The organism is Roseateles asaccharophilus (genome assembly GCF_004362405.1).
Lineage (GTDB): Bacteria > Pseudomonadota > Gammaproteobacteria > Burkholderiales > Burkholderiaceae_C > Kinneretia > Kinneretia asaccharophila.
On record NZ_SNXE01000001.1, the window covers coordinates 289,023 to 306,180 of the forward strand.

Below are 17,158 nucleotides of genomic sequence, written 5' to 3' on the forward strand. Positions count from 1 at the left end.
GGGCCAATGAAAGCCGTGGCGGACGCTATAACCCTGGCGAATGTGGGGCCCGGGCGGCTTAACCTGGGGTGATCAGGCCAGCACCGCAGCCATGGCGGCGGCCGTGGCCTCCACATTGCGGGTGTTCAGACCCGCCACGCACATGCGGCCCGAGCGGATCAGGTAGACGCCGAACTCGTTCTTCAGGCGGTCCACCTGCTCCGCCGAGAGACCGGTGTAGCTGAACATGCCGCGCTGGGTCAGGAAGTAGCGCAGATCGCGGCCCGGCAGCTTGGCGCTGAGCACATCGAACAGGGCGTTGCGCATGGCCAGGATGCGCTCGCGCATTTCCTCGACCTCGCCCTCCCAGAGGGTGCGCAGCTCGGGGTCGTTCAGCACCCGGGCCACCACCTGGCCGCCGTGCATGGGCGGGTTGGAGTAGTTGCGGCGGATCATGAACTTGAGCTGGCCCAGCACATTGGCGGCCTGCTGCGCGTCGGGGCAGACCACCGACAGCGCGCCGCAGCGCTCGCCATACAGGCTCATGTTCTTGGAGAAGCTATTGGCCACGAAGAAGGACAGGCCGGCGTCCGCCAGGGCGCGGATGGCAAAGGCATCCTGCTCCAGACCGTCGCCATAGCCCTGGTAGGCCAGGTCCAGGAAGGGCAGCAGCTCGCGCTCGGCCAGCACCGGGATCAGCTCATCCCACTGCAGGGGCGTGAGGTCCACGCCGGTGGGGTTGTGGCAGCAGGCGTGCAGCAGCACCACGCTGTGCTTGGGCAGGCCGCGCAGGGTCTCCAGCATGTCGGCAAAGCGCAGGCCGCCGGTCTTGGGGTCGTAGTAGGGGTAGGTCTTGACCTCCAGGCCCGAACCCTCGAAGACGGCGCGGTGGTTGTCCCAGGTGGGGTCGGAGACATAGATGGCGCTGCCGGGGAAGTAGCGCTTGATGAAATCGGCGCCCACCTTGAGGCCGCCGCTGGAGCCCACGCTCTGGATGGTGGCCACGCGGCCGGCCTTGAGCGCCGGGTGCTCGGCACCGAAGAGCAGGCCCTGCACCGCCGTGCGGAAGGCCGCCAGGCCCTCCATGGGCAGATAGGGGCGGGCACCGGCCTCGGCCACCACGGCCAGCTCGGCGCGGCGCACCGAGTCCATCATGGGGATGCGGCCGTCGTCGTCGAAATAGATGCCGATCGAGAGATTGATCTTGCCCGGGCGCTCGTCCTTCTGGAAGGCTTCGTTGAGGCTCAGGATGGGGTCGCCGGCGTAGGCATCGACGTGCTGGAACATGGTGGGAACTCCAAGATGCGGATGTCGGCCGCCATTATCACCAGCCTGATGCCTCGCGCCTCACCAGCGGGCGCGGCCGCTGGCAATATCGGCGATCAGGCGCAGGGTCAGGCTCATCTTGCTGACGAAGGAGTCGAGCTGCACATACTCGGCATTGGTGGTGTGGGCGCCAAAGCCGCGCAGGCCCATGCCCTCGATCACCGGGGCCTGGGTGTTGAGGGCGGCGAAGGCGGCATCGGTGCCCCCGCCGGTGGGTACATCACGCACGACCAGGGGCGTGCCCTGCGCCTTGGCCAGGCTTTCGGCATGGGCGGCCAGGCGCCGGGCGGCGTCCGTGGCCTGCAGGGGCGGACGACGACGCTCGAAGCTCAGGCTGACTTCCGACTCGGGCAGCAGCTTGTTCTTGATGCGCTCGCGCAGCGCGGCCTCGATGCCGTCAAAGTCCGCCACGCGTTCCACGCGGATATCGGCCGAGGCCTCGGCGGCCGGCGGGATCATATTGCGCACGATGCCGGCGCGGGCCAGGGTCCAGTGCACCTGACGGCCCACCGCACGGTCGGAAAGATCGCGGGCATTGAGCAGCTGGTGCGAGAGCTCGTACAGGGCATTGACGCCACGCTCGGGCGAAGCCCCGGCATGCGAGGCCCGGCCCTTGACCAGCAGATTGGCCGCGGCAATGCCGCTGGTCGCCAGGCGCAGCTGGTCCGGGCCGTCGGGCGCGCCGCCGCCCTCGAAGGACAGCACCACATCGTGAGCCCGGCCCTCGCGGGTGAGGGTGGCGCGCGAGCCCGGGGAGCTGATCTCCTCGTCCGAGTTGATCAGCACCGTCAGCTGGCCCCAGTCCTGATGCACCCCCAGCTGCTTGAGCAGACCCACCACATGCAGCAGCATGGCCACGCCCTGCTTGTCGTCGGCAATGCCAAGGCCATAGGCCTTGCTGCCTTCCACACGGAAGGGCTGCTGGGCCAGCATGCCGCGCGGATACACCGTGTCCATATGGGCGATCAGCAGGATCTTGCGGCTGCCCTTGCCCTTGAACGTGGCCTTGACCATGGGGCCGATGCGCTCGGGCGTGTCGAACATCTTGTAGATCTCGGCCTCGCTGGGCTCGATCAGCTCCACCTGACCGCCCGCGGCGCGCAGCCGCTCGGCCACCAGGGCGGCAATGCGCTCCAGCCCCTCCCGGTCGCTGCTGCCCGACTCGATCTCGACCAGGGACTTCAGCGTCTGCACAAAGGCCGCCTGCTCCTTGGCGACCAGCGCCTGCACCACCTCGGGGGCCAGCAGAGGACTCTGGGCCCAGCCGGGCTGGGGCAGGCCGATCAGGCCACCGCTGAGGGCCAGGGCGGCCAAGCCCTGCTGCAGCAGGGACCGGCGAGCGACGAAAGATGGGCGCAGAGTACTCATGCTGGCGGCCTGTTCAGGAATGGGAAGCTTGATGCTAGCCTGAGCCACCGAGGCTGCGAGACGGTTCAGGCCAGGACGATACGGCCCTCGCCCAGATACCACTAGCGGTAGCGCTGCAAAATGGCCTGCCAGCTCCCATCCTCACGCATGGCACGAAATGCACGCTCCAGATCACCTTGCCGGTTTTGCCAGGGGGAACGCCGGGAAAGCACCACATGGGCTTGCTGGGCCGCCATACGCAGGGGTTGCTTGACCAGCTCCAGCTGCAATTCCTGTTGCAGCAGATCCCCTTGCAGTTCCGGGATCACCACCACATCCAGCCGCCCTCGCACCACCATTTCGAACGCCGTTCGGTAGTTGTTGAGTGCATGCCGGCTCAGGCGCGCGTCGCCATCGAACTCAGGGCCATAGCGTTTGCCGCGGTGGACAGCGATGCGCAGGCCGAGCAGATCGGCCGGTACCTTGATCACGGGCGCAAAGGGCCGGGTGTAGAAGGCAATCGCGACGGGCGGCAGGGGAGCCTGTGTGTAGATCATGAAGCGCTCGCGCTCGGGCGAACGGAAGGGGCCGACCATCAGATCGGCCTCGCCGAGCTCCATCATGCGCAGGGCACGGGCGGAGGGCGTCTCTTCATAGCGCAAGGGCCAAGCCAGGCGGGACGCAGCCTCGTTGAGCAGGTCGTAGTACAGGCCCGTGGCGCCGCTCGGGGCAAAAATGCGGTACGGCGGGTCGGCACTCCCCACCACCAGGGCAGTTCTTGAGCGAGCCTGCAGCGCGCCGGGGTAGAACGGCAGCCCCGGGGCCAGCATGAGCAGTGTGCGACGACGCATGGCAGAGCCAGCTTACGCCCCACAGGGCAGATTGCGCTTGTCAACTCTTACAGGGTCATGGCTTTTGGGGATGCGGGGGCGGTCTGGGGCCCGAGGCTGGGGCTCAGCTCAGCCAGTGCAGCCATCGCCCATGCGGATGCGACCAGGCCAAGGCCTGGGTGCGGACGCCCCCGGCCTCGGCCATCTGCAGGGTCCACAAGCTGGTCGAGCCCGCCTGATAGCCGGCCGGCAGGGCCTCGGGCGGCCGGGCTTCTGGCGGAGCGAGCGAGGGCGCCTCGGCACTCAGCCAGGCCAGACCGCGCCGGCGCACCAGATCGGCCACCCGGGCGCGATAGGCCTGCAGCGCCTGCGCCTCGAAGTAGGCCAGCACCCAGGTGTTGAGCAGCACCGGCTGCACGCCGGGAGGCAAGGCGTCCAGCCATTGCTCCAGGAGCAGCAGCCCCTGGCTGGATGGCTGCACCCGCAGATCGCCGTGCCGGCGCGCCAGGCCCAGCGCCAGATCCAGGCGCCGTGCGCGCTCCAGATCGCAGGGCCAGAGGCAGGCGCGCAGCCAGCGCGTGGCATCGGCATCCCGCACATCCACGGGCGCCAGATCGCAGCCCAGGCGGGCCACCAGGCGCCAGGGCGCAGCGCCGGGCAAGGCCGCCTCGCCCTGCCAGCGGCAAGCCAGGCGCGGCGTGTCCGGCGCCTCGGGCGCGCCGCGCTGGCCCATGGGGCCGTAGTCGTAGCGGTAGCGGTCCACGGCCAGGTTGAGTCCGGCACTGCTGCCGAAGTCAAACAGCGCCAGTTCGCTGCGGCCCGTCACTTGGGCCACATGCGAGAGCGCCGGCCAGAGCACCGCACAACGCCCAATCTCATTGGTCTGCGTGGCCCGGCTGCGCAGATGCTGGATCAGCCCGGCCCGCTCCTGACGCACCAGGTCCAGCAGCAGACCAGGCAGTTCGCCGTCGGGCGCACGCTGGCCGCCACAGCTGGGGTAGTAGGTCGCCAGGGGGTGGGCCACACCCGCCAGCAGGCGCTCATGCAGGGCCGCCAGCAAGAGATTGGGCCGGCGCTGGGTCTCGGGCGCCTCGGCCATCAGGGCCAGCATCTCGGGGCTCTCGGCCAGGGCCAGGCAGATCGCCACATAGAGCGGGTCGTCCTGGCACTCGGACTCGGCGAAGCGGCGGTACTGGGCGGCCCAGGCGGGCAGCAGGGTGGCGATGTCCATGGGCCACAAGCCTAGCCCCACCGCCGCGCCGCAACTGTCGGGTACCCGACAATGCATGCATGGATGACTCCGTGGATACCGCCCTGGACGCGGTGCTGGCCGCAAACTTTCCCGGCATGCACATGGCCCCAGCCATGCAGGGGCGCCTGCGCCCCCTGCTGCGTCTACAGCGCCTGGCGCGCGGCCGGACGCTCTTCGCCCAGGACCAGACCTGCAGCGCCTTCTACGCCGTGGTGACCGGTGAGATCGAAGCCCGGCTCACCGGCGAGGACGGCCATGTCTCGGTGCTGGAGCATGTGCAGGCGCCGCGCCTCTTTGGCCTGGCCGCTTTTGCCACGGGGCGACCCGCCGGCTACGAGGCCCTGGCACGGCGCCCCAGCCGCCTGCTGGTGATCGGCCCGGCGGCTTACACCCTGCTCATGGACGAGCAGCCGGGCTTTGCCCGCGCTCTGCTGCGCGAGTTCGCCCTGCGCTTTGACGGCAATCTGCGCCTGCTGGAGGCGGCACGCCACCGCAGCGCATCCCAGCGCTTCGCCCTCGCCTTGGCTCAGCTGACGCGCGAGCGAGGCCTCGCGGCCGACGCCGGGGGCTGGCAGGCTGTGGCCGCCACCCAGGCCGAGCTGGCCGCCCTGTCGCATCTCTCACGCCAGACGGTGAACCAGCTGCTGGGCGAGGCCGTGGCGCGGGGCGAGCTGCGCCGCGGCTATGGCCGGCTGTGGGTGCAGGCCCGCTGACACCGGGCGGGCCCCGGCCTGCACGGCGCTCAGGCCTTGGACAAGGCCCCGATCTTGCTCTGGTCGCGCGCCAGCTCCTCGCGCCGCGTGATGCCACGGAACCAGATGGTCACCATGGAGCTGGTCAGCACGATGAAGAAGGAGTACAGCACCGGAATCAGCAACACATCCTGCTGCTGCGTGCCGGTGAAGGTGAGCGTGACGATGAGCACGGCCAGGGGGCCGTTCTGGATGCCGGTCTCCAGCGCAATGGTGCGCGAGCGCTGGGGGTCCTGGCGCAGCAGGCGAGACAGGCCGAAGCCCAGCACAAAGCCCAGCAGGCCCAGGCCGATGGAGGCCGCGTAGACCGGGAAGCCCGTGTCCAGCAGCAGCTGGAAGTTGCGCGGCACCCAGGAGCCCATCAGGAACAGGATGACCAGCACGCCCAGCAGGCCGCCAATCATCTCGATGACCGCGCCCACATTGGCGTTCCACTTGCGCAGCACAATGCCCAGCAGCGTGGGCACCAGCAACACGAAGAGCACCTGGATGACATTGCCGGGCGGGATCTTCCAGTCACCCTCGATGCCCTGGCTGTAGAAGGCCAGAGTTAGCGGCACCATGACGATGGCCACCAGGGTCGAGCTGATGGTCATCAGGATGGACAGGCTCAGCGTGCCCTTGCTGAAGTAAGTGAAGATATTGCTGGTCGTGCCACCGGGCATGCAGCCCATCAGGATCAGGCCGATGGCATAGGCCGGGGGCAGGCCCACGGCCTGGCCCAGGAAGTAGGCGATCGCCGGCATCAGGCCGTACTGGCACAACAGGCCCACGATCAGGCCCTGGGGCTTGCGCAGGGCGATGGCGAAGTCCTTGAAGGTCAGGCTGGCGCCCATGCCCAGCATGATGACCATCATCATCACGCCCAGCAGCTTGGTCTCGAGTTCGCTCAACATGGTTCAGGCTTTCTTCAGGGCGGCCAGGACTTCGGCACGCAGGTCCTTGCGCAGGATCTTGCCGATCGGGGTCTTGGGGAGCTCGTCGCGGAACTCCACATGGACCGGCATCTTGTAGCCGGTGAGCTGCTGGCGGCAGTGGGCCAGTACGGCCTCGGACGTCAGCGCGGCGTCGCCCTTGACGATATAGGCGCGCACCGCCTCGCCCGTCTTGGCATCGGGCACGCCGATCACCGCCGCCTCCATCACCCCGGGGTGCTGGGTGAGCACATCTTCGATCTCGTTGGGGTAGACATTGAAGCCGCTCACCAGAATCATGTCCTTCTTGCGGTCCACGATCTTGAAGGTGCCGTCCTCGCTCATCACCGCCACATCGCCGGTGTAGAGCCAGCCGTCCTTGAGCACCTGGGCGGTTTCCTCGGGGCGCTGCCAGTAGCCCTGCATGACCTGGGGGCCGCGCAGGATCAGCTCGCCGGGCGCCCCCAAGGGCACGTCCTGGCCGGCATCGTCCACCAGGCGGATCTCGGTCATGGGCACCGGAATGCCGATGGTGTCCACCCGGCGACCGCTGTTGAGCGGCTGGAAGCAGGCCACCGGGCTGCTCTCGGTCAGGCCGTAGCCCTCCACCAACGGGGCGCCGGTGGTCTCTTCCCAATGCTTGACCACGGCGTGGTGCATGGCCGCGCCGCCGCCGCCGGCCGCCTTGATGTGCTTGGGCGGATAGGCGGTGAACCATTCCTCGCGCAGCAAGGCGTTGTAGAGGGTGTTGACGCCGGTGAGCCAGGTGATGCGGTAGTTCTCCAGCGCGCGCTGCAGGTTCTGGATGGGCCGCGGGCTGGGCACCAGGATGTTGCGGGCCCCCATGCGGTACATGGTGAGGAAGTTCACCGTGAAGGCGAAGATGTGATAAAGCGGCAGCGCGGTCAGCACCACCTCCTTGCCCTCGTCGATATGGCTGCGCGTCATGCCCAGCATCTGCTCCACATTCCAGAGCAGATTGCCATGGGTCAGCATGGCGCCCTTGGCCACGCCGGTGGTGCCGCCGGTGTACTGCAGCAGGGCCAGGCTCTGTTGGCCCAGGCCCTGCACATAAGAACTCAGGTCTCCCGCCTGAGCCCGGCCCTGGGCCAGGGCCTCGGGCAGGCGCGTGACCGTCATGCCGTGCGCCGGCACCAAGCGGTTCCAGTACTTCATGACCCCGTAGACGATGGGTTTCACCACCGGCGGGAAGAACTCGGGCACCCGCGTCATCAGCACATGCCGGATGCCGGTCTGGGCCAGGATGGACTCCAGCTTGTCGGCAAACATGTCCACGATGACGATGGCCTTGGCACCGCTGTCCTTGAACTGGTGCGCCATCTCCTGGGCGGTGTAGAGCGGGTTGGTGTTCACCGCCACGCAACCCGCCTTCAGGATGCCCAGCAGGGCCACCGGATAGCTCAGGCAGTTGGGCATCTGCACCGCCACGCGGTCTCCCTGCTCCAGCTTGCACACGCCGCGCAGGTAGTGCGCCAGGGCGTCGCTCATCTCGTCCACCTGGGCATAGCTCAGGGAGCCGTACATGCCATTGGGCATGACGCAGGTGAAGGCGGTTTGCGCGCCGTAGCGCCGGGCGGCCTCACGGGCCATGGCCGGCAGATGGGGCACCGTGGGTGCGGCCAGCTCGGCCGGGATGCTGCTGCCGTAATGCTGCAGCCAGGGTTTACGAGCGTAAGGGGAGGCGGAATCGGTCATGGATCGAAGGCGCGGCCCAGGCGTTGAGGCAGTACGCACCGGCTGGACCGGCCGGCGCGGCCGCGCCCAAACCGGACGCAGCGGCGCGAAGGTTAGCGAATGAGGGCCGCCTGTCCAGCAGGCTTCTACCAATCCAGTCCCGGGCGTAGGTGCATTAGGCGTTCACGCCGCCAGCGCCGCCTCGATGTCCGCGCGCAGCTTGTCCGGCGCCTCGTTGGGCGCATAGCGCTTGAGCACCCGGCCGTCCCGGCCCAGCAAAAACTTGCTGAAGTTCCACTTGATGGCCTCGGTGCCCAGAAAGCCCGGCTTCTCGCTCTTGAGCCACTGCCACAGGGGGTGGGCCTCGGCGCCATTGACGCGGACCTTGGACATCATCGGGAAGCTGACCCCGTAGTTCATCTCGCAGAAGGAGGCAATCTCCTCATTGCTGCCAGGGTCCTGGCCGCCGAACTCATTGCTGGGAAAGCCCAGCACCACCAGGCCGCGGGCCGCATAGTCCTCCCAGAGCTGCTCCAGGCCCTTGAACTGGGGCGTGAAGCCGCAGGCGCTGGCGGTGTTGACGATCAGCAGCACCTTGCCGCGGTACTGGGCCAGGTCCGCGGCCTCGCCGCGGATGGTCTGGGCCTGGAAGTCATAGACGGTCTGGGACATGAGCTTTTCCTTGCCCCCGGGGCGGGAGCCTTGTGCGGGATGCTAGCGCTGACGCTCCAGCGCGGCCAGCACGGCCGCCCCCAGGATGGCCAGGCCGCCGATGGCGGTCTTGGTGTCCAGCACGCCGCCGCCCAGCCACAGCGCCGACAGCGCCGCCGCCGGCACCTCCACCAGCATCACGATGGCCGTGATATTGGCCGGCAGGCGGCTGGCCCCGTACTGCAGGGCCAGGTTGGACAAGAAGAACACCAGGGCCATCAGCAACAGGGGCAGCGCCCAGAGCCAGCCCGGCAGGCTGGGAGCGGCCATCAGGCCGCCGCCCGTCATCAAGGTGGCCACGGCACCGGCCACCAGCACCCCGCCGCCAAACATGGCCAGGGCGCGGGCCTGCGGACTGCGGGCCGCCTCGCGGCGCAGCATCACATTGTTGAGCGCGAAGCACAGGCCGCCGAGCACACCCAGCCAGTCGGCCGCGCTGGCAGGCAGGGGGAAGCCGCCTTCGGCCGGCCACAGCACGGCCGCAGCCCCGGCCAGGGCCATGGCAATACGCGCCAGGGCCGCCGGTCGCAGCGGCTCCTTCAAGATGAGCCGGGCCAGCAGCACCGCCCACAAGGGCATCAGATAGAAGAGCAGCACCACCCGCAGCACATCGCCCATGGAGACCGCCCAGTTGAAGGCGGCATTGGTGCTGCCCGCGGCCAGCAGGATCAGCCACAGGCTGGGATGGCGGAAGAACTCCGCCCAGGCCCGCCGTCCGGCACTCAGGCTGATGACCAGCAGGGACAGGGCGTAGAGCAGCACCGTAGTCCACAAGGGATGCAGACCAGCCTCCTGAAACTGCCGGAAAGGCCACCATGACAGGCCCCAGACCAGGGCATTGAAGACAAGGGCGAAATAGGGAAGCAGGGCAGGCATGGGCGATATGACGCCCAGCTGACATGAGGGCGGGAAACGGGAGGGTTGGCTGGCTGCAACAACCCCCTGAAATGCGCTGGCAAAGCCGCTGCGGACCGGCCAACAATGCCCAGGGTTTATAGCATGGCGAAACGCATGGCCCTGGCCTTCCAATTCGGCTGCGGTGCCCGCGTCCCGCCCTCACCGTTCGAGCCATCTAGGGAGAGCTTCTTTTGGATCATCTGGCCTGCTTCACACCGGCAGACTTGCCCTCGACGAACCCCGCCGCCCTGCTGGACGGCTACCGCTGGCACCTGCTGGCCCAAGGGGATTCCTGGTTCTCGACGGCCGCCGCCCGGCTCGGGGCACATGCCAATCTGCTGCAGGAACTTGTTTTCAAGCAGCGCGCCATGGCCATCAACTGCGCCGGTCAGGGCGAGGCCCTGTCCCATATGGTGGACCTGGAGTCCGCCCCCGACTTCGTGAGACTGCTCACCGGCCAGGACGCCCCGGTCTGGGACGGCCTGCTGCTGTCCGTGGGGGGCAATGACCTGATCGAGGCGGCGCGCACACCGGCCCACACGCCGGGGCAAGACCCGACCCCGGCCGGTCTGATCCCCCTGCATCTGCGCTTGCTGCGCCACCAGACCGAGTGGGGCGCGCCCTCGCAAGGCGTGGCCCGCTACTTCTCGGAGCCGGGCTGGCAGACCTATGCGGACTATCTGCGCACCAATATCCGCCATCTGCTGAGCCTGCGCGACCAGGGCCCCTCGGCGGGCAAGCCGGTGTTCATGCACTGCTATGCCGTGCCCATGCCACGCCCGGCCGCCAGCGAGGGCAGCGGCCCCTGGCTCTATCCCACGCTCAAGGCCTACAACGTGCCCAGCGCCGATTGGGCGGCCGTGAGCCGGCTCATGGTCATGCATCTGGCGCAGCTGCTCAAGAGCCTGGCCGCCGACCAGGAGAACTTCCCCGGCCTGCATGTGTTCGACAGCACGGCCGTGCCCCTGGCCCTGGCCGCCCCGGGCAGTACCGGCATCAGCGGCGACTGGCACAACGAGATCCATCTCAACCACAGCGGCAGCTTCAAGATCTCCCGGGCCTGGTCCGAGCATATCGAGCGCGTGCTCAGTGGCGAGCCGGCCGTGCCGGCACCCGCCCCCAAGCTGCGCGGCCGCGGCCGCTGAACCCTGACCGCTGGGCGAGGCCCGCGGATCCGGCTCAGCCGGGCCGCCGGGCCTGTCCCCTGGAGGCGCGCGCGAAGCGCGCCGGCGGTGGGCTAGTGATGATCGCTGCGGGCGATGCTCAGCAGGCGCTCCAGCTCCGCCGGATGCTGCTGGCAGTTGCGTTGATGCCAGCCGCGGATCAGCCACATGGTGCTGGCCACCACCAGACCGAAGATGGTGATGGCGCCGAAGGCGGACATGCCGAACTTGGTCAGGCCGGTGTAGAGCGCGCCCAGGCCCAGGATGCAGGCCTGCTCATTGAAGTTCTGCACCGCGATCGAGCGGCCGGCGCCCATCAGATTGTGGCCGCGGTGCTGCAACAGGGCGTTCATGGGCACGACCAGGAAGCCGCCGATGCCGCCCAGGATGATCAGGAACGGCGCCGCCACCCAGACATTGCTGATGAAGTTCATCAGGATCACCAACAGACCCATGGCAATGCCCAGGGGAATCACGCGGGTGGCCTGGTCCAGGCGCATCCAGACCGAGGCGACCACGGCGCCCACGGCCGTGCCAATGGCCACCACCCCCACCAGGCTAGACGCCTGCGTGGTGCCATAACCCAGGGCCGCGGCCGCCCAGGCCAGCACGATGTAGCGCAGATTGCCGGACACGCCCCAGAACAGGGTGGTGGTGGCCAGGGAAATCTGGCCCAGCTTGTCCTGCCACAGGCGCGAGTTGCACTGGGCAAAGTCGCGCACCAGGCACAGGGGACTGCCCGAGAGGGGCTGCAGGGCGGCATCGGTGCGCGGAATGCGCAGATTGAAGAGGGCCGCCACCACATACAGACTGACCAGGGCCGCGATGGCGGCCTCGGGCGCACTGTCGATGCCGGTATTGATCATGGGCAGATCAAGGCCCAGCAGCATGGCCGAGATCTTGTCGCCCACCAGCTGCCCGCCCAGCAGCACGCCCAGGATGATGGAGGCGATGGTCAGGCCCTCGATCCAGCCATTGGCCTTGACCAGCTGGGAGGGGGGCAGCAGCTCGGTGAGGATGCCGTACTTGGCCGGCGAATAGGCCGCCGCGCCCAGGCCCACGATGGCATAGGCCAGCAGGGGGTGGCTGCCGAAGAGCATCATCAGACAGCCGACGACCTTGATGCTGTTCGAGTAGAACATCACCTTGCCCTTGGGTACCGCGTCGGCAAAAGCGCCCACAAAGGGCGCCAGCAGCACATAGAACAGGGCGAACATGGGCACCAGGGCGGCGCGTTGCCACTCGGGCTCGCCCGAGGTGCGCAGCAGTTCCACGGCGGCGACGAACAGCGCGTTATCAGCCAGCGAGCTGAAGAACTGCGCTGACATGATGGTGTAGAAACCTTTTTTCATCGGCCCGGGGTGAGAAGGTCTGGTGCTTGCGAACGAGGCTGGCCTGGCACCCGGAAGGAGCTTCCACAAGTGGGCACGAGCGCGGCTTTATAGCATGCAGGCCATGCAATCCCTAGGTCGGCGCCCGCGCTGGCCCGCGGCTGCGGGGTGCCACAATGCGCCCCATGCCGCGCCCCATCGAAGCCCTGATCCACGCTCCCGCCCTCGCCCACAACCTGGCCCGCGCCCGGGCCTGCGCAGCGGACGCCAAGGTCTGGGCCGTGGTCAAGGCCAATGCCTACGGCCACGGCATTGCCGCCGCCTATGAGGGCCTGCGGGGCGCCGACGGTTTCGCCCTGCTGGACTTTGCCGAGGCCGAGCAGCTGCGCCAGCTGGGCTGGCGCGGCCCCATCCTGCTGCTGGAAGGCGCTTTCGAGGCCCGCGATCTGGAGCTGTGCTCGCGCCTGCGCCTGTGGCATGCGGTGCATTGCCAGGAGCAGATCGACTGGCTGGCCATGCACAAGACCCATGAGCCGCATCGCGTCTTCCTCAAGATGAACAGCGGCATGAACCGCCTGGGCTTCACGCCCTCGGCCTTCCGCGCCGCCTGGACCCGGCTCAACGCCCTGCCCCAGGTGGACGAGATTTCGCTGATGACGCATTTCTCCGATGCCGACGCCCTGCGCTTCGGCCAGGACGGCATTGCCCACCAGCTGGCCGCCTTCGAGGCCGTCACCCAGGACCTGCCGGGTGAGCGCTCGCTCTCCAACAGCGCCGCCACCCTGCGTCACACCCCGCGCGTGCGCAGTGACTGGGTGCGCGCCGGCATCATGAGCTATGGCGGCGTGCCCGACTATCCGGAGCACGACGCCGCCCACTGGGACCTGCGCCCGGCCATGACCCTGCGTTCGCGCATCATCGGCGTGCAGAACCTGCAGCCCGGCGACACCGTGGGCTATGGCAGCAGCTTCACCGCCGACAAGCCCATGCGCATCGGCATCGTGGCCTGCGGCTACGCCGACGGCTACCCCCGCCACTGCCCCACCGGCACCCCGGTGCTGGTGGACGGCCGGCGCAGCCGCACCGTGGGCCGTGTCTCCATGGACATGCTGACCGTGGACCTGAGCGATCTGCCCCAGGCCGGCTTCGGCAGCGAGGTCACACTCTGGGGTCAGGGCCCCAAGGGCAGCGTGCTGCACATCGACGAAGTGGCCCGTGCCGGCGGCACCATCGGCTATGAGCTGATGTGTGCCATCACCCGCCGCGTGCCCATGCATCTGGAAGCCCTGGGCTGAGTCCCGGCCGGCCCCATGCTGCTGCACTGGACGCCGGCGGACTGGGAGCTGGAGATCAGCGCCATACGGGCCAGCGGGCCCGGTGGGCAGAACGTCAACAAGGTGTCCAACGCGGTACACCTGCGCTTTGACATCCGGCGCTCCAGCCTGCCGGCGGCGATCAAGGAGCGCCTGCTGGCTCTGGCCGACCAACGCATCAGCAGCGAGGGCGTGGTGGTGATCAAGGCACAGGATTCGCGCAGCCTGGAAGCCAACCGCCAGGAGGCCATCGCCCGGCTGCAGGCCCTGGTGCAGAGCGTGGCCCACACCCCCAAGGCGCGGCGCGCCACCAAGCCCAGCTGGGGCTCGCAGCAGCGCCGCCTGACCGGCAAGGCCCTGCGTGGCGAAGTCAAGGCAGGTCGGGGCAAGCTCCGGGTCTGAGTCACGCGTGCCCGCTTAATATGCGGGCACCATTCCCTCAGGTTGACCCATGCGCCCCACGCTTTTGGCTCGTGTCCCGCAAGACCGGCTCATCGTCCTGTGCACCTTTGTGCTCAGCACCCTGCTGGGCCTGGGCTTGCTGGGCTCGCTGAACCAGCAATTCGCCCAGCGCCAGCTGCGCCTGCAGGGCGAGGCCTTGCTGCACGAGTTCCAGGCCTCGCTGCGACAGGCTGGCCAGGAGCTGCTGGCCCTGGACCCCGCCGAGGCCCGCGCCTGCGAGGGGGGCTTGAGCCTGTCCCTGGCCCGACGCACCTTCAGCAATGCCGGCGTGCGCTGGATGGCCATCGCACGCGAGGGCGAGCTGCTGTGCCGCAGCCATGTGGTGGGCGTGCCCTGGAACGGCGCCAAGCGGGTGCACAAGGTCGACGCCCAATGGTCCCTGATCGCGCTGGAACCCGGCGAGGGGCGCTACGGGCTGTTCCTGAGCCGCGAGCAGCAGGGGCTGCAATACCTGGCGGCGCTGGAGCCCCCCAATCTCGATGCGGTCGGCGAGGCCAGCTGTGCCCAGTGCCGCCGCTTCAGCCTCAAGATCCAGGGCACGCCCCCCCTGCAGCTGCAGGGGGGCGGACTGCGCGGCAGCAGCAGCCTGAGCCACGAGATCCAGGGACAGGAGGGCGAGCTGGGCATGGTGCTCACCCTGCAGGCGGACGCTCGCTTTGCCGAGCACTACCGGCTGCAGGGCTGGCTGGCCAGCCTGCTGATCGCCACCCTGGTGGCCGCCGCCCTGGCCCTGGGCATGCACAAGCTGCTCAAGTCACGCAGCTCCCTGGACTTTCTGCTGCGCGAGGGCCTGCGGCGCAATGCCTTCGTGCCCTTCTACCAGCCCATCGTGGACTCCCGCGATGGCCGCATCCTGGGGGCCGAGGCCCTGATCCGCTGGCGGCGCGCCGACGGCAGCTTTGTGCCGCCGGGCCAGTTCATCCCCTATGCGGAGGACAGCGGCCTGATCCTGCCCATCACCGAGCAGCTCACCCGCCAGGTCATCAAGGACGTCGCCCGCTTCGGCTGGGCCGGCACCGATCAGTTCGTCAGCATCAATCTGGTGCCCGAGCAGCTGGACAGCCCCAGCTACGGCCAGTCCCTGTCTCAGCTGATTGCCGAGCAGGGCCTGCAAAGCCGCAATGTCTCGGTGGAAATCACCGAAAGGCGGCAGTTCCACGATCTGGTCAAGGGCCGGCAGATGCTCAGCCTGCTGGTCCAGGCGGGCATAGAGATCAAGCTGGACGATGCCGGCACCGGCTTCGGCGGTTTTTCCTATGTGCAGGAGCTGCCCATCGGCACGCTCAAGATCGACAAGATGTTCGTGGACACCCTGCGCAGCGGCTCCGACGCCAAACGGCCGGTGCTGGATGCCATCGTGCAGTTTGCCCGGCAGTCGGGGCTGCAGACCATAGCCGAGGGCGTGGAAACCGAGGACCAAGTGCACAAGCTGGCGGCCATGGGCGTGTATGCCATCCAGGGTTATGTCTACGGCCGCCCTCAGAGTGCTGAGGACTTCATGCGCTGGATGGCCGACCGTTGATCAGCGCTGGCGCTGAGCCATCCAGATGCTGCCCAGGCACAGTGCCATGCCCAGCACCGAGAGCATGCTGGGCCGCCAGCCCTCAAAGGCCGCGGAGATACCCAGGGCGATCACGGGAATGATCACGCCCGTCAGTGCCGCCCGCGCGGGCCCCTGGCGCTGGGCCAGCTTGAAATACAGCACAAAGGCCACCACCGAGCCGAAAACCGAGAGGTAGAGCAGGCTCAGGCCATAGGACCTGGTCCAGCTGAACTGCAGGCCGCCCTGACTCATCAAGGCCAGGCCACCCATGAAAAGCGCGCCATAGCCCATGCTCCAGGCCAGCACGGGCACCAGGGGCAGGCCACGCCGGGTCAGGGTCAGGGTGAGCACATTGCCGATGCAGGCGGCCAGCACGGCCGCCAGACCCAGGCCCAGACCCAGCAGGGCCGTGGGTCGGGCGCCCGTGGCCGCGATCTCAGGCCAGAAGATCATCACCACCCCGCTCACCCCGCCGGCCGCCGCCAGCAAGAAGCCGCGACTGACCCGCTGCCCGAAGAACACGCGGCCGGACAGGGCATTGCCGAACACCATCAGACAGAACAGCACCGCCACCAGACCGGAGGGGATGTGGCGCTCGGCCTCGTACACCGACCAGTAGTTGCCGCTGTACTGCACCACGCCGGTCAAGAGGGCCAGGGCATGGGCCGAACGCGGCAGACGCAAGGACTGCCCCTGGCGCCAGGCCAGGGCCGCCAGCAGCACAGCCGCCAGGGCAAAGCGCCAGGCCACCGAGCTGACCACCGGCACGCCGGCCTCCAGCTGATAGAGGATCACATGCCAGGTGCTGGCCCAGATCAGCGTGGGCACCCAGAACAGCCAGCGGTCGGAAAGATGGGACATGCGCGAGGAAAACGGGGCAAGAAAAAGGCCGCCCAGCGGCGGCCTGCCTGGGAAGTCGGGGACTCAGAGCGCGCGCTTGAAGCTGGCGAGCAGGGCGCCGGCCGCGATGAAGAGCGAACCAAAGGTCTTGTTCATCAGCTTGAGATGCGACTCGGAGCGCAGCGCCGAGAGCACCCGCGCGGCCAGTGCGGTGTAGCCGGCCATCACGACCAGGTCGGTGAACATCAGGGTGGCGCCGATCACCGCGTACTGCGGGGCCAGCGGCGCTTGCAGATCCAGGAACTGCGGCACCACGGCCAGCAGAAAGACCGTGCCCTTGGGATTGACCGCATTGATGGCCCAGCCACGCAGCACCAGCTGCCTGCGCGTCACCCGACTGCCTTCAGCCTCGCCCGTCTCAGCCACCAAGGGCTTGGCCGGCGCGCGCCATTGCTGCACGCCCAGATAGACCAAATAGGCCACGCCCAACCATTTGATGATGGCAAAGCCCAATGAGGACGTCGCGATCAGGGCGCCCAGACCGGCACCCACCAGCACGATCTGGGTCAGGATGCCCAGCACCAGGCCGAAGGTCATGAAGTAGCCGCGCTTGAAGCCATGGTTCAGGCCCGCGCTCATGGCGGCAATGGCGCCGGCGCCGGGCGACAGGCTGATCGCCCACGAGGCGGCAAAAAAGCCAAGCCAGACTGAAAACTCCATGATGTAACTCCTGCAACCGAACAGCGTTGTAGCATGCCCGGCATCGACCCGCTGCCACCGAGCTCGGTTTGGTCCGCCACTCG

The 17,158-nt window shown here is 68.2% G+C and carries 16 protein-coding genes; 5 read left to right on the top strand and 11 right to left on the bottom strand.

Going from position 1 to position 17,158, the window contains the following annotated elements:
- Positions 1-72 precede the first annotated feature (72 nt).
- The 4 genes from DFR39_RS01265 to DFR39_RS01280 form a co-directional block, all read right to left on the bottom strand.
- A complete protein-coding gene (locus tag DFR39_RS01265) occupies positions 73-1,266 on the bottom strand; it encodes an amino acid aminotransferase (RefSeq protein ID WP_133601718.1) in 1,194 nt (397 codons plus the stop codon).
- A gap of 60 nt (positions 1,267-1,326) precedes the next feature.
- The gene (locus DFR39_RS01270) at positions 1,327-2,673 is read right to left on the bottom strand and encodes a glutamate carboxypeptidase (protein ID WP_133601719.1); all 1,347 of its coding nucleotides are present in this window, start codon (positions 2,671-2,673) and stop codon (positions 1,327-1,329) included.
- 101 nt (positions 2,674-2,774) lie between these two features.
- Positions 2,775-3,503, bottom strand: coding sequence for a substrate-binding periplasmic protein (locus DFR39_RS01275; RefSeq protein ID WP_133601720.1), 729 nt, complete (start codon positions 3,501-3,503; stop codon positions 2,775-2,777).
- A 103-nt stretch (positions 3,504-3,606) separates the two neighbouring features.
- On the bottom strand, positions 3,607-4,713 hold the full coding sequence (locus DFR39_RS01280) for a DUF2332 domain-containing protein (protein ID WP_162849369.1): 1,107 nt from the start codon (positions 4,711-4,713) through the stop codon (positions 3,607-3,609).
- Positions 4,714-4,772: 59 nt separating this feature from the next.
- On the opposite strand from DFR39_RS01280, the gene DFR39_RS01285 reads away from it, so the two are divergent.
- The gene (locus tag DFR39_RS01285) at positions 4,773-5,447 is read left to right on the top strand and encodes a Crp/Fnr family transcriptional regulator (RefSeq protein ID WP_133601722.1); all 675 of its coding nucleotides are present in this window, start codon (positions 4,773-4,775) and stop codon (positions 5,445-5,447) included.
- A gap of 29 nt (positions 5,448-5,476) precedes the next feature.
- Here the strand turns inward: DFR39_RS01285 and DFR39_RS01290 are convergent, their stop codons facing one another.
- The 4 genes from DFR39_RS01290 to DFR39_RS01305 all read right to left on the bottom strand — a co-directional run bounded on the left by DFR39_RS01290 (position 5,477) and on the right by DFR39_RS01305 (position 9,682).
- Positions 5,477-6,382, bottom strand: a complete 906-nt coding sequence (locus tag DFR39_RS01290) for a bile acid:sodium symporter family protein (RefSeq protein WP_133601723.1) — start codon at positions 6,380-6,382, stop codon at positions 5,477-5,479.
- A 3-nt stretch (positions 6,383-6,385) separates the two neighbouring features.
- Positions 6,386-8,116, bottom strand: a complete 1,731-nt coding sequence (locus tag DFR39_RS01295; protein ID WP_133601724.1) for an AMP-binding protein — start codon at positions 8,114-8,116, stop codon at positions 6,386-6,388.
- A 162-nt stretch (positions 8,117-8,278) separates the two neighbouring features.
- On the bottom strand, positions 8,279-8,767 hold the full coding sequence (locus DFR39_RS01300; RefSeq protein WP_133601725.1) for a glutathione peroxidase: 489 nt from the start codon (positions 8,765-8,767) through the stop codon (positions 8,279-8,281).
- 42 nt (positions 8,768-8,809) lie between these two features.
- Positions 8,810-9,682, bottom strand: coding sequence for a DMT family transporter (locus tag DFR39_RS01305; RefSeq protein WP_133601726.1), 873 nt, complete (start codon positions 9,680-9,682; stop codon positions 8,810-8,812).
- Between the two features lie 212 nt (positions 9,683-9,894).
- Here DFR39_RS01305 and DFR39_RS01310 point away from each other — a divergent pair, with 212 nt between their 5' ends.
- Positions 9,895-10,848, top strand: coding sequence for a hypothetical protein (locus DFR39_RS01310; protein ID WP_133601727.1), 954 nt, complete (start codon positions 9,895-9,897; stop codon positions 10,846-10,848).
- A gap of 92 nt (positions 10,849-10,940) precedes the next feature.
- Here DFR39_RS01310 and lplT read toward each other — a convergent pair whose 3' ends face one another.
- Positions 10,941-12,218, bottom strand: a complete 1,278-nt coding sequence (gene lplT / locus DFR39_RS01315) for a lysophospholipid transporter LplT (protein ID WP_133601728.1) — start codon at positions 12,216-12,218, stop codon at positions 10,941-10,943.
- Between the two features lie 164 nt (positions 12,219-12,382).
- Here lplT and alr point away from each other — a divergent pair, with 164 nt between their 5' ends.
- The 3 genes from alr to DFR39_RS01330 are packed head-to-tail and all read left to right on the top strand — an operon-like array spanning position 12,383 to position 15,494.
- Positions 12,383-13,492, top strand: a complete 1,110-nt coding sequence (gene alr, locus DFR39_RS01320) for an alanine racemase (protein WP_133601729.1) — start codon at positions 12,383-12,385, stop codon at positions 13,490-13,492.
- Positions 13,493-13,507: 15 nt separating this feature from the next.
- Positions 13,508-13,912, top strand: coding sequence for an alternative ribosome rescue aminoacyl-tRNA hydrolase ArfB (arfB, locus tag DFR39_RS01325; RefSeq protein WP_133601730.1), 405 nt, complete (start codon positions 13,508-13,510; stop codon positions 13,910-13,912).
- A gap of 49 nt (positions 13,913-13,961) precedes the next feature.
- Positions 13,962-15,494 carry an EAL domain-containing protein gene (locus tag DFR39_RS01330; RefSeq protein WP_133601731.1) on the top strand — a complete coding sequence of 511 codons (1,533 nt, stop codon included), beginning with the start codon at positions 13,962-13,964 and terminating at the stop codon, positions 15,492-15,494.
- Here the strand turns inward: DFR39_RS01330 and DFR39_RS01335 are convergent, their stop codons facing one another.
- Positions 15,495-16,376 carry a DMT family transporter gene (locus DFR39_RS01335; RefSeq protein WP_133601732.1) on the bottom strand — a complete coding sequence of 294 codons (882 nt, stop codon included), beginning with the start codon at positions 16,374-16,376 and terminating at the stop codon, positions 15,495-15,497.
- 63 nt (positions 16,377-16,439) lie between these two features.
- Positions 16,440-17,075 (bottom strand): LysE family transporter, encoded by a 636-nt coding sequence (locus tag DFR39_RS01340; RefSeq protein WP_133601733.1) that lies wholly within the window; start codon positions 17,073-17,075, stop codon positions 16,440-16,442.
- Positions 17,076-17,158: the final 83 nt, after the last annotated feature.